This window comes from Bacillus cereus group sp. MYBK216-1, from assembly GCF_051916495.1.
GTDB lineage: Bacteria > Bacillota > Bacilli > Bacillales > Bacillaceae_G > Bacillus_A > Bacillus_A thuringiensis_K.
This window is the reverse complement of the sequence record NZ_JBQAGT010000001.1, coordinates 23,656-35,692: the sequence shown is the minus strand read 5'-3', so window position 1 is coordinate 35,692 and position 12,037 is coordinate 23,656. Positions and strand designations below refer to the sequence as shown.

Sequence of the window (12,037 nt, the reverse complement as noted above, 5' to 3'; positions counted from 1 at the left end):
AATGAGCAATGAATACAATGAATAAGACAAAAACTGTCTCTCCATATTTTGCATTTATTTTATTGCATTCTCTCCAAATCGGCATAGGAATTCTCGGCTATCAACGTGTAATTTTGAAAAATGCAGGTTATGATGCTTGGATTTCTCTTATTATTGCGGGGATTGCAACTCATATTGTACTGTTTTGTATGTTAAAAATGCTTGAAAAAGACGGAGATTTAATTAGCATTCATACAACCACCTTTGGAAAATGGATTGGCTCTATATTTTCTGTAATTTTCACTCTTTATTGCTTATTATTTTGCCTTACTGTTCTTCGTACATATATGGAAGTAATACAAGTTTGGATTTTCCCTACCATTAAGTTATGGAAACTAACCTTTATGTTTTTATTAGTGACTTGCTATATTATAAAGGGTGGATTTCGCTCTGTAACCGGAATATGTTTTTGGGGAGTCGTTCTACCTATTTTCGTTGTATTCTTTTTAATTTATCCAATGAAATATGCACATTTCCGCAATATTTTACCTATTTTTACACATTCACCTTTTGACATGCTTATATCAGCAAAACACTCTGCGTTAGAGTTTCTTGGTTTCGAGACAATCTTAATCTTCTATCCATTTATTAAAAAAGGAAAATCCTTAAAAAGATGGGCCCATGCTGGAATTGCTTTTAGCACCTTAATTTATGTAATTTTAGCTATCGTATCTTTTATGTATTATAGCGAGGGACAATTAAACCGTACTATTTGGCCTACTTTAACGATGTTAAAAATAATTAAAGTTCCTTTTATTCAGCGTTTTGAATATATTATTATTTTCGTTTGGTTTTTAATTATTTTACCAAACCTTTGCTTAACTATTTGGTCATCATGTCAAACGATGAAGCGCTCCTTTCATATTTCATTTAAATTTACATTACCGTTTTTTATTTTCATCATATTTTCAGCTTCTCTGCTTTTCACAAACCGTGAAAGTATCAACACATTAAATACCATACTATCTCAAGCTGGTTTATATATTGTATACGCTTATATCCCAATTTTATTTCTATTTCATTCGCTAAGATGGCGCTTCAAAAATCAGTCAAAAAAATCTTCAACTGATACACCGTAATCTCTGATACAATTTGATTAATACATTTGTAAAGGGGACAAGCGAATGAAAAAGTATGTATTTTCTTTACTTGCAGTACTAAGTTTAATTCTTGCTGGATGCGGAAGTACTGGTACAAATGACCAAAAATCTTCTGAATCAAAAAAAGAAGAACATGACCATGCATCGCACACTCAGCAAGCTGACATTCAAGAGAAAACAAAAGGAGTCGACACACTTCCGGCCTTCCTAGATAAGCTTGATCCACAAATGAAAGATATCTACACCGTCGCTGGACAAAATGCAGAGCTATTAGATTGGATTCCATGCTATTGTGGTTGCGGTGAAAGTGTAGGACATAAAAATAATAAAAACTGCTTTATTCGTGAAATTAAAAAGAATGGTGAAGTTGTTTGGGATTCCCACGCAACGACTTGCGTCAATTGCCTAGAAATCGCAGTTGAATCTGCTTCCATGAAACAAAAAGGAAAATCAACGCTTGAAATTCGTAACTATATCGATAATAAATACAAAGAAGGTTATGGCAAACCAACACCTACGCCAATGCCAAAAGCTTAAAAAACGAGGAAACTCCTCGTTTTTTCTTTTCATTCACTTTTTTTCTTAACAAATTCTTTCAAGTGTATTTCCCCTTACTTATCACACACTATATATAACTCTCGGTAAGGAGGGTACACAGTGCAAACATACAACGACTATGATAAAGCTCTCTATTACACGTATTGCTGTAATTGGGATAAATTACTCGTTCTCATGGTTCAAACGAACGATCAATTATTTTCTAAGCGTATTGAGCATTTTTTACACGCTTATCAATACAGTAAAGAACTGCCAGAAGTTGATAAACAATTGCAGCTCCTATTTCAATATATTGACCACGCATCCCAAAAGTCGCATGTAGAAGAAGTAGAACAAATTCAAATGTAAAATATAGCGCTATTCTCTTCCAGAGAATGGCGCTTTTTTAAAATATTAATACTAATAAATGTTTCCTCTTATAAAACTTTTATTGATAAACATATTTTTTCTTTCTTTTCTATACCACTTCATACTATAATTTAGTATGTAACTATTATAAGAGAGGTATAAAATATGGGACGAGAAAAAAAGCAAGAATATGCTTTACTTACCGCATGGGGAGCTTCTTTTATTGCTACACTAGGAAGTCTGTACTTTTCCGAAATCATGAAATTTGAGCCTTGTGTCCTTTGTTGGTATCAACGCATTTTTATGTATCCATTCGTTTTATGGCTTGGTATTGCTGTAGCAAAAAAAGACTATCGCATCGCAAGTTATTCTTTACCAATCGCAACTATTGGCGCTTGTATTTCTTTATATCACTATGCAATTCAAAAAGTCGCAGCATTTTCATCTGCTGGGGCAGCTTGTGGACGTGTACCATGTACGGGAGAATACATAAACTGGTTCGGCTTTGTGACAATCCCGTTTTTAGCACTTATCGGCTTTATTACAATCGCTGTTTGTAGCTTTATTGTCATCAAAAACAAATAAGGAGATGAAAGAATGAAAAAAATGCTTATATTTGGTGGTATTATTATCGCCTTGTTCGTGGCAATTTTTGCAGTAACACAAATGGAAGAAAAAAATGCTACTAGCCAAAAAATTGATAATCCTACTGAAAGTAAGACAAACGGTTCTGACTACTACACAAATAAAATTTCTCTTTCAGATCTTCAAAAGAACTTAAAAGAGAAAAAAGAAGAAACAGTATACTTTTATCAAACATCTTGCGTTCATTGTCAAAAATTATCTCCTGTCGTAGTACCAATGGCTAAAGACTTGAACGTTGATATGAAAGTTATGGATATTGAAAAATTAGATGCTCCTTGGGATGAATATAAAATTCAAGGTACACCAACAATCATTCATTTTAAAGATGGCAAAGAAGTGAGCCGTATTAGCGGTGAACAGCCGAAAGACAAATTAAAAGAATGGCTTGAGCAAACGAAAAAGTAACGAGAAAAGGAAACTCCTTCTACACATGAAATGGGCGTAAAATCCCAAACTAATGTATAAGGAGGGGGTTTTATGCCAGAAGTAAGATGTTCTGTTTCCAACTGTTCTTTTTGGGGACAAGGTAACTTTTGTCAAGCAAGTGCGATCATCGTTCAGCCTGATGCAGATGAAACTGGTCAAACTGAAAATGATTCATATACAGCTGCTGTTTTAACAAACGAGACGCTAGAAAGTTCTGTAGCAACGAGTGTAGAGACTTGTTGTCATACATTTAAGCCTAGATATTAACAATTATTCCACCTCATTTACGTGAGGTGGTTTTTTCTTTCCCTCTTCTTGTTTACGTCATCTCTAATTCTCCCTATAATAAAGTTAACATTTTTATGAATACGAAGGTGAAATACTATGGCTAAAACAATTGCAGATATCGCCAAATTGGCTGGAGTTGCAAAAAGCACAGTCTCTCGTTACTTAAACGGCGGATATGTAAGTGATAAAACAAAACTTAAAATCGAAGGTATTATTCAGGAAACAAATTTCTCTCCCAATACATTTGCTCAAAGTTTAAAAGCAAAAACAACAAATTTAATTGGTGTCATCATCCCCCGATTAGACTCCTTCGCTACAATGAAAACACTTATCGGGATTGATAAAACATTACAGGAAAATAACTATCAAATGCTTGTAGCAAATGCAAATCAAACAACCAAAACTGAAATACAAGCTATGGAAAACTTTATAAAACAAAGAGTAGCTGGCATTATTTTATTAACAAAAACATTAACGAATGAACATCAAAAAATTATGGCTAATTCAAACATCCCTATTTTATTCGTCGGGCAAGAATATAAAGATCAATATTGCCTCGTTCACGATGATTATGATGCAGCTTATGAGTTAGGGGCATACGTGTTATCACAAGGTCATCGACATATTGCCTATTTAGGGATAGAAAAAGATGATATTTCTGTTGGAATAAATCGAAAAAATGGTTTTCAAAAAGCAATTGAAAATTTAGAACCGGCTTGCAACGTTTCATATTACGAAACAACTTTCCGCATAGAAGATGCCATGAAACAAGTACAACATATTTTAGATAATAATCGCCCAACTCTTATCGTATGTGCTACAGATAACATCGCACTTGGGGCAATGAAAGTGATTCACTCCCACTCCCTTTCTGTACCAGGTGATATTTCTGTAACAGGATTCGGTGGATATGATATTTCAGAAATGGTACACCCTAGCTTAACGACAATTGCGTTTGACTATGAGTATGCTGGAAAGCTTGCTGCCACTTCTCTTTCACAGCTTGTTGAAAACAAAACTATACCAAAAATATTACACTCTCGTTATACATTAAAAATCCAAGAAAGCGTTGACAAAATATAAAGGCGCTCTATAATAAAATTAAAACCGGTTCCACATTTTAAAAACAGGATTTTCAACATCATTTCCCTGTTTTTTATTTTAACTTATTGAGGAACCGGTTCCACAAGAGAAATTTATAGTAAGGGGGAATTTTTATGGATATGAAACAAATTGCAAATCAAGTATTACAGAACATTGGTGGAAAGGAAAACATTGTTCGTGCCACACATTGCGCGACTCGCCTTCGTCTTATATTAAAGGATGATACGAAAATAAACGCTGCAGAAATCGAAAACATCGATGGAGTAAAAGGTGCTTTCGCAACGACCGAGCAATATCAAATTATTTTTGGAACTGGCATAGTAAACAAAGTATATGATGAATTCTCAAAACTAATTGGAATAGCCGAACTAGATTCTACAACATCAAACGATATACCTAAGAAAAAAATGAATCCTATCGCCCGCCTAGCAAAGACACTATCCAATATTTTCGTTCCAATTATTCCAGCTATCGTCGCAAGCGGTTTACTTATGGGTCTACTCGGAATGTTGAAAGCGTTTAAATTAGTTCCTGGAGATCACTCACTTATCCAATTACTTGATATGTTCTCAAGTGCAGCTTTCATTATTTTACCTATTTTAATTGGAGTAAGTGCCGCTAAAGAATTTGGTGGAAATATTTTCTTAGGGGCAGTTGTTGGTGGTATATTAACTCACCCAAGCTTAACAAATCCTTGGACTCTTTCAAATGCAAAACCAACTGTTTTACATTTCCTTGGCATGGATATTGATATGATTGGCTATCAAGGTACTGTTTTACCTATTTTATTATGCGTATACGTTATGAGTACAATTGAAAAAGAACTTCGAAAACGTGTTCCGAACTCTTTAGATTTATTAGTTACACCATTCTTAACAATTATTATAACTGGCTTTTTATCACTTATTATTATTGGACCAATTGGATATAAAATCGGTGACGGTATTACGTACCTTTTAAATACAATTTATCAATTTGCAGGACCAGTAGCTGGTCTTATATTCGGTGGTCTATATTCAACAATTGTTCTTACTGGCTTACATCATAGCTTCCATGCTATTGAAGCAGGCTTACTCGCAAATAAAGATATCGGTGTCAATTTCTTACTCCCTATTTGGTCAATGGCGAACGTTGCACAGGGCGGCGCTACTTTAGCTGTCTATTTCAAAACAAAAAACAAAAAAACGAAAGAAATTGCAATTCCGGCAGCAGCTTCAGCATTTTTAGGAATTACAGAACCAGCTATTTTTGGTGTCAATTTAAAACTAGGTAAACCATTTATTGCAGCAGCTATTGGCGGCGCAATTGGAGGCGCTTACGTTGTTTGGATGCAAGTAGCAGCTAACGCATACGGTTTAACAGGTATTCCGATGCTTACAATTGTTGCACCTCTTGGCATGATGAACATGATTCACTATATAATTGGCTTCGCTATTGCAGTTATCACTGCTTTTGTTGCCACATTCATTTTATATAAAGAAAGTAAATAATAACGGGGTGAAAACCTATGTCAAAATATAAAACAATACTGCAATCTAATAAAGACGAATTACATTCTTTATATGAAATTGCAAACCAAGATTCATGGAAACCAATTTATCATATCCATCCACCATTTGGATTAATGAATGATCCTAACGGTGTATCATACTACAATGATGAATATCACGTTTTTTATCAATGGTATCCATTTGGTCCCATTCATGGAATGAAGCATTGGGGACATGTGAAGTCAAAAGACCTTATTAACTGGGAGCGTATGCCTGTAGCCATCATCCCTACTGAAAGCTATGAATCACACGGTGCATATTCTGGTAGTGCTATCGTAAAAGATGGCCTTCTTCATTTACTTTATACAGGGAATATAAAAAATCCTGATGATTCCCGTGATGCAAAACAATGTATGGCAACAATGGATTCACAATATACGATGACGAAATATAGTAATAATCCTGTTATTGATATAATTCCTGACGGATATACAAAACATGTACGTGATCCAAAAGTCTGGAAACATAATGATATGTACTATATGTTACTCGGTGCCCAACGTGAAAATACAACAGGAACTCTATTACTATACAAATCACAAGACCTATACAATTGGCATTTCCAAGGCGAAATTACAACAAATTTAAAAGAATTTGGATTTATGTGGGAATGCCCCGATTACTTCCAATTATCAGGGAAAGATGTACTTCTCTTTTCACCGCAAGGAATTGAAAAAGACGGAGAAAACTTTCACAATGTATACAATGTCGTTTATGCTATAGGTCATTTCGATATTAAAAATTTATATTTCCATATTGATTCCTATTACGAAGCTGATAAAGGATTCGATTTTTATGCCCCTCAAACTTTAGAAGACGCTACTAGTCGTCGCCTATTATTTGCTTGGGCAGGATCAAGTGAAATCACATATCCTTCTGATGATTATATGTGGGCTCATTGCCTAACACTTCCACGTGAATTAACATTAGAAGATAACATCATAAAACAAAAACCAGTTTCAGAATTAACAAAACTACGAACAACAAAAAAAGACATTTCAGGAGATATAACAGCTGGATTAAATGTATTATCAACGCTTGATGATGAAGGCTCCTATGAATTAATTGTTACACTTAAAACAGAAGATGCAAAGCGTTTTGGGCTTTCTCTCTTCCACAATGAGGAGGAATGTTTCCCCATTACATTTAATCGGGAACAAGGTACTATTTCTATAGACAGGGGCAACTTCTACCATCAATTTGGCGGAGAATATGGATTTGAACGCTGTAAAAAAATCGATATTCAAGATACGATAGAACTACAAATATTTGTAGATAAAAGCATCGTGGAAATTTTCTTATACGATGGTTCAACAGTCTTTACGTCCCGAGTTTTTCCTCGAAAAGACATGAAACATCATATCGCAATCTTTTCAGATGCAAAACTAAACTTTACCATCACACAATATAAGCTGAAAAGAGGGATTGTATGAGAAATGTCTTTTGTATAGGTGAACTATTAATTGATTTTGTGTGCCGAAATACTAACGTTTCTTTAGTAAACGGTTCAGATTTCGAAAAAAAAGCTGGTGGAGCACCCGCTAACGTTGCTGCTGCGATTACAAAATTAGGTGGACACGCTACATTTATGGGGCAAGTAGGAAACGACCCATTTGGTGAGTTTCTTGAACAAACTTTACAGCGTGCGCAAGTCGATACATCCATGCTCATAAAAGATAAACAAACAACACTTGCATTCGTATCCATCGATCAAGATGGCGAACGTGATTTTACTTTTATGCGTGGTGCAGATGGTGAATATCAATTCAATAGCATTGATTTATCAAAAATACAAACAAATGATTTAATACATTTCGGTTCAGCGACAGCTTTACTATCAAGCCCATTAAAAGAAACGTATTTCCAGTTGTTACAATATGCGAAAGATAACGGCCATTTTATTTCTTTTGATCCAAATTATCGAAGTGCACTCATTACAAATACAGAACAATTCTCTCAAGATTGTCTAACCTTTATAAAACATGCACACTTCGTAAAAGTAAGTCAAGAGGAAGCTACTATGCTCTCTAAAGAAAGTGATTTACAACAAGCTGCACTCAAATTATTAAATTATGGCGCAAAAGTAGTAGCTATTACACTTGGAAAAGACGGTACCCTTCTTGCGACAAATGAAGGTCAAACCATTGTCTCTTCTATTTCCATTCAACAAGTCGATACAACTGGTGCTGGTGATGCTTTCGTTGGAGCAATGTTATATCAGATTGCCCAAAGTGAACATACACTTTCGTATCATTTCAAAGACTTAACAGCGTTTATCTCCTTTGCAAATAAAGTAGGCGCTATCACATGTACAAATTACGGTGCAATTGCCTCTCTTCCATCATTAACAGATATAAAAGCATACGATTAATCGTATGCTTTTTTTACATTCCTCTCCAAAAATCATGCATAATAAAAAAGTACAAAATAACGAGAACGGCCGTCCCGCATAGGGTAATGCGCCGATATATACTCTTCTCTCCTTCCCTTGCTTTCACAAACGCCCAAATAAATCCGAAGAACAATATTAAATCAACATATGGAACATAAAAAGAAAAGACGAGAAACGCATATAAATACACGATAAATAAACAGGTCGTTACTAAGAAAACTTTAAACGCAAATTCACTTTTCATAATATAACCGCCCCCTATCTGTACTGTATTATATTCAGCAAAATACAATAGTTGCAGTTAAACTCCAAGTATAAATAAGCTACCGTCTATAATACGGTAGCCATTACGGAACATTGTATTTCCGTTTATATATATTACTTAAAATCGAAGAAGGAATTTGCTCGTAACGAATTTTCTCTCCTGTTTCATCTATAATATACGAATTGTTTCCTATATAATATATTCCATCTTTTCGTTTTGAGTACACTGGATATCTTTCATTTGGCAATACCGTTTTCACTTTCGTTAACTGTCCATTTGGTTCTTGCCAATATATATCCGCGCGGTCTACTAGCGTAAGTACTCCAATTTGTTCTTCTTCTATTTTTCGACCATTCCAGCTCACAACGCGATAACCAAGCTTATTCGCTTCATATTCGGGACTCGTATGAAAACGAGAAATGATTACTTTTGTTTGTAATTGTACTCGGTCATATAACCATTGTATATCCCTGTCATGCATGCGAATACAACCATTTGATTCCCTACTTCCAATCGTCCATTCCCGATTTGTCCCGTGAATCGCATATTCATTCTTATCTAGTCCCAGCCACCTCGTACCGAGAGGGTTATTCGGTGCACCCCCAGGTATTTTTTTTCGATGGTATTCTTTATTTTTAAATTTAGTTATAATACAAAAGTTACCTTCAGGCGTAGGTGTACGCTCTCTTCCAGTCGTTACTGGAAATGTTTTTGTGTAATTTCCATTTTCAAAAAAAGACAACTGGTTTGTCGTAAGATTTACTAATATTAAATGATCTGTATTAGCAAAAGCACTAACCGGTAGGATGAAAAATAATAGTATGACGAAACATGACTTTTTCAGCTATATCCCCCCTAGTGCTCACTATAATAAGTGGAATTAACATTACTTTGCTCTTATAAATGAAAACTATCCATTTACAATAACTCCCCCATTTACATGTATCATTTGTCCGCTAACATAGGATGAATCACTAGACGCTAAATATACATATGCTGGCGCTAATTCATATGGTTGACCAGGTCTTTGCATCGGAACATTGCTCCCAAACTGTGATACTTTTTTCTCATCAAAGCTTGATGGAATAAGTGGTGTCCAAATTGGTCCTGGCGCAACACCATTTACACGAATCCCTTTTTGCACTAACGATTGGGAAAGTGATCTTGTAAAAGCTACGATTGCCCCTTTCGTTGCGGAATAATCAATTAAAGTTTCATTTCCTTCGTATGCAACGATAGACGCTGTATTTATAATGACATCACCTTGCTTTAAATGAGAAAGTGCGGCTTTCGCAACGTGAAAATAAGAAAAAATATTAATACGAAAAGTCTTCTCTAGCTGTTCTGCTGTAATATACTCTAAGCCTTGCTGCGGATATTGCTGCGCGACATTATTTACCAAAACCTGTAAACTACCTAACTGCTGGACGGTCTCTTGAACAACATCTTTACAATGCTGTTCATCACTTAAATCACCCGGCAACAATACACACTTTACACCTTCTTTCTCAACATATTGCTTCGTCTCATTAGCATCCCCCTCCTCATCTAAATACGCAATCGCAATATTTGCTCCCTCTTTCGCAAAAGCGATGGAAACAGCTCGTCCAATTCCGCTATCTCCACCTGTAATTAATACATTCTTTCCTTTTAACTTTTCGCTTCCTTTATAATTGGGATCTTCAAACTGCGGTAGAGGATTCATTAATGATTCAATGCCAGGCTGTTTATTTTGATGTTGCGCCGGCATTGTTACAAAGTTTTTTTGCTGTGGCATAGCTTCTTTCAACTCCTTTTTCTTATAATGTGCATAATAAAAACTGGAATTCGCACATCATATTACGATTAATATTCGAATTTAAGACACAAAATATGAATTGTTGTAAACTTTTTATGCAAAACTATTGCAAAATAGTTAAAAAACGAATATTATATATAACTGTTGTGAAAATTATTCGTAAACAGAAAGGATGTTTATATGTTTAACCTTTCAAAACATAAAACTTCTATTAAAACTGAAATTATGGCAGGTATTATTACCTTCTTAACAATGGCATATATCATTGTCGTAAACCCTGTCATCCTTGGGGATGCAGGTGTTCCATTTGAACAAGCATTTACAGCAACAATTATTGCTGCTGTTGTCGGAACATTATTTATGGCAATCTTTACAAACTTACCAATCGCAATCGCGCCAGGTATGGGATTAAATGCTTACTTCTCTTACTCTGTTGTAAAAGCACATGAAGGCATGACTTTCGCAATTGCATTCTCTGCTGTATTCGTAGCAGGTATGATTTTAATTTTGCTATCATTTACATCTTTCCGTACAAAATTAATGGAAGCAATTCCTGAAAACTTAAAACATGCAATTACTGCTGGTATCGGGCTATTTATCGCCTTTATCGGTTTACGTTTAACAGGTATCGTTACAAAAAATGATGCAAACTTAGTTGGACTTGGTGATCTTCACTCTGCTCCAGTTCTACTAGCATTAGCTGGACTTGGAATTACTATTATCCTTATGTCTTTAAATGTAAATGGCGCACTATTTATCGGCATGCTATTAACTGGTATTATCGCTTTCTTCACAGGACAATTAACATTCTCAAATGGTGTTACATCAATGCCTGGATTACCAGAAGGAATTATCGTTTCAAATCCAATTACTGCTGTATCTGATGTAATTAACTACGGATTGTACGGCGTTGTATTTTCATTCTTCCTTGTTACATTGTTCGATACAACAGGTACATTACTTGGGGTAGCTCAACAAGGTGGATTTATGAAAGATGGGAAACTTCCAAAAGCTGGACGAGCTCTTCTATCTGACTCATTCTCGGCAACAATCGGTTCTATGTTCGGAACAACACCATCAACAGCTTACATTGAATCTTCTGCTGGCGTTGCAGCTGGTGGTCGTACTGGTTTAACAACTGTTACAGTAGCTGTTCTATTCGCACTAGCAGCATTCTTTGGACCATTAGTAAGTGCCGTTTCTGGTGTATCAGCTATTACTGCCCCATCATTAATTATCGTTGGTAGTCTTATGATGGGTTCAGTTCGCCACATCGATTGGGACGCATTTGATGAAGCATTCCCAGCATTCTTAGTAATATTAAGCATGCCACTTACATCAAGTATCGCAACAGGTATCGCACTTGGATTTATTTCATACCCACTTATGAAAGTAGCAAAAGGTAAATTCCGTGCTGTTCACCCACTTGTATATGTATTTGGAATTTTGTTTGCTTATCAATTAATATTCTTACCACATTAAAAAAGTAGAGCATCGAAATCCGATGCTCTACTTTTCTTTTAT

Annotated in this window: 14 protein-coding genes; 11 read left to right on the top strand and 3 right to left on the bottom strand. The window is 35.3% G+C overall.

Features of this window, described 5'->3' with window-relative positions; translation table 11 throughout:
- Positions 1 to 8: 8 nt before the first annotated feature.
- From ACTFRH_RS00260 to ACTFRH_RS00215, 10 genes are all read left to right on the top strand, one after another.
- Positions 9 to 1,118 (top strand): GerAB/ArcD/ProY family transporter, encoded by a 1,110-nt coding sequence (locus ACTFRH_RS00260; protein WP_001095033.1) that lies wholly within the window; start codon positions 9 to 11, stop codon positions 1,116 to 1,118.
- Between the two features lie 45 nt (positions 1,119 to 1,163).
- Positions 1,164 to 1,676, top strand: coding sequence for a PCYCGC domain-containing protein (locus tag ACTFRH_RS00255; RefSeq protein ID WP_000761025.1), 513 nt, complete (start codon positions 1,164 to 1,166; stop codon positions 1,674 to 1,676).
- A gap of 120 nt (positions 1,677 to 1,796) precedes the next feature.
- Positions 1,797 to 2,045, top strand: coding sequence for a YhdB family protein (locus ACTFRH_RS00250; RefSeq protein WP_001195459.1), 249 nt, complete (start codon positions 1,797 to 1,799; stop codon positions 2,043 to 2,045).
- Between the two features lie 165 nt (positions 2,046 to 2,210).
- Positions 2,211 to 2,630, top strand: coding sequence for a disulfide formation protein C (locus ACTFRH_RS00245; RefSeq protein ID WP_000532266.1), 420 nt, complete (start codon positions 2,211 to 2,213; stop codon positions 2,628 to 2,630).
- Between the two features lie 12 nt (positions 2,631 to 2,642).
- Entirely contained in the window at positions 2,643 to 3,095 is a 453-nt protein-coding gene (locus ACTFRH_RS00240) for a thioredoxin family protein (protein ID WP_000738451.1), read from the top strand.
- 72 nt (positions 3,096 to 3,167) lie between these two features.
- Positions 3,168 to 3,383 carry a DUF1540 domain-containing protein gene (locus ACTFRH_RS00235; protein WP_001115482.1) on the top strand — a complete coding sequence of 72 codons (216 nt, stop codon included), beginning with the start codon at positions 3,168 to 3,170 and terminating at the stop codon, positions 3,381 to 3,383.
- A gap of 117 nt (positions 3,384 to 3,500) precedes the next feature.
- Positions 3,501 to 4,487 carry a LacI family DNA-binding transcriptional regulator gene (locus ACTFRH_RS00230; RefSeq protein ID WP_001140404.1) on the top strand — a complete coding sequence of 329 codons (987 nt, stop codon included), beginning with the start codon at positions 3,501 to 3,503 and terminating at the stop codon, positions 4,485 to 4,487.
- A gap of 134 nt (positions 4,488 to 4,621) precedes the next feature.
- Positions 4,622 to 5,998 carry a sucrose-specific PTS transporter subunit IIBC gene (locus ACTFRH_RS00225; RefSeq protein ID WP_000367316.1) on the top strand — a complete coding sequence of 459 codons (1,377 nt, stop codon included), beginning with the start codon at positions 4,622 to 4,624 and terminating at the stop codon, positions 5,996 to 5,998.
- Positions 5,999 to 6,015: 17 nt separating this feature from the next.
- Positions 6,016 to 7,491, top strand: a complete 1,476-nt coding sequence (scrB, locus tag ACTFRH_RS00220; RefSeq protein ID WP_000049745.1) for a beta-fructofuranosidase — start codon at positions 6,016 to 6,018, stop codon at positions 7,489 to 7,491.
- Entirely contained in the window at positions 7,488 to 8,429 is a 942-nt protein-coding gene (locus ACTFRH_RS00215) for a carbohydrate kinase family protein (protein ID WP_001246642.1), read from the top strand. The genes scrB and ACTFRH_RS00215 overlap by 4 nt, the downstream gene beginning before the upstream one ends.
- A gap of 13 nt (positions 8,430 to 8,442) precedes the next feature.
- Here the strand turns inward: ACTFRH_RS00215 and ACTFRH_RS00210 are convergent, their stop codons facing one another.
- The 3 genes from ACTFRH_RS00210 to ACTFRH_RS00200 form a co-directional block, all read right to left on the bottom strand.
- The gene (locus ACTFRH_RS00210; protein ID WP_000834195.1) at positions 8,443 to 8,694 is read right to left on the bottom strand and encodes a hypothetical protein; all 252 of its coding nucleotides are present in this window, start codon (positions 8,692 to 8,694) and stop codon (positions 8,443 to 8,445) included.
- Positions 8,695 to 8,797: 103 nt separating this feature from the next.
- Positions 8,798 to 9,559, bottom strand: a complete 762-nt coding sequence (locus tag ACTFRH_RS00205) for a L,D-transpeptidase (protein WP_033669406.1) — start codon at positions 9,557 to 9,559, stop codon at positions 8,798 to 8,800.
- Between the two features lie 66 nt (positions 9,560 to 9,625).
- Positions 9,626 to 10,492, bottom strand: a complete 867-nt coding sequence (locus ACTFRH_RS00200) for an SDR family oxidoreductase (RefSeq protein ID WP_001136284.1) — start codon at positions 10,490 to 10,492, stop codon at positions 9,626 to 9,628.
- Between the two features lie 201 nt (positions 10,493 to 10,693).
- Here ACTFRH_RS00200 and ACTFRH_RS00195 point away from each other — a divergent pair, with 201 nt between their 5' ends.
- Positions 10,694 to 11,995 carry an NCS2 family permease gene (locus ACTFRH_RS00195; RefSeq protein WP_000482710.1) on the top strand — a complete coding sequence of 434 codons (1,302 nt, stop codon included), beginning with the start codon at positions 10,694 to 10,696 and terminating at the stop codon, positions 11,993 to 11,995.
- Positions 11,996 to 12,037 lie beyond the last annotated feature (42 nt).

Bases quoted from the DNA above. Each gene is read 5' to 3' on its own strand.
- ACTFRH_RS00235 (WP_001115482.1), top strand. From the start codon at position 3,168: ATGCCAGAAGTAAGATGTTCTGTTTCCAACTGTTCTTTTTGGGGACAA.
- ACTFRH_RS00245 (WP_000532266.1), top strand. From the start codon at position 2,211: ATGGGACGAGAAAAAAAGCAAGAATATGCTTTACTTACCGCATGGGGA.
- ACTFRH_RS00225 (WP_000367316.1), top strand. From the start codon at position 4,622: ATGGATATGAAACAAATTGCAAATCAAGTATTACAGAACATTGGTGGA.
- ACTFRH_RS00260 (WP_001095033.1), top strand. From the start codon at position 9: ATGAATACAATGAATAAGACAAAAACTGTCTCTCCATATTTTGCATTT.
- ACTFRH_RS00200 (WP_001136284.1), bottom strand. From the start codon at position 10,492: ATGCCACAGCAAAAAAACTTTGTAACAATGCCGGCGCAACATCAAAAT.
- ACTFRH_RS00195 (WP_000482710.1), top strand. From the start codon at position 10,694: ATGTTTAACCTTTCAAAACATAAAACTTCTATTAAAACTGAAATTATG.
- scrB (WP_000049745.1), top strand. From the start codon at position 6,016: ATGTCAAAATATAAAACAATACTGCAATCTAATAAAGACGAATTACAT.
- ACTFRH_RS00230 (WP_001140404.1), top strand. From the start codon at position 3,501: ATGGCTAAAACAATTGCAGATATCGCCAAATTGGCTGGAGTTGCAAAA.
- ACTFRH_RS00255 (WP_000761025.1), top strand. From the start codon at position 1,164: ATGAAAAAGTATGTATTTTCTTTACTTGCAGTACTAAGTTTAATTCTT.
- ACTFRH_RS00240 (WP_000738451.1), top strand. From the start codon at position 2,643: ATGAAAAAAATGCTTATATTTGGTGGTATTATTATCGCCTTGTTCGTG.
- ACTFRH_RS00210 (WP_000834195.1), bottom strand. From the start codon at position 8,694: ATGAAAAGTGAATTTGCGTTTAAAGTTTTCTTAGTAACGACCTGTTTA.
- ACTFRH_RS00215 (WP_001246642.1), top strand. From the start codon at position 7,488: ATGAGAAATGTCTTTTGTATAGGTGAACTATTAATTGATTTTGTGTGC.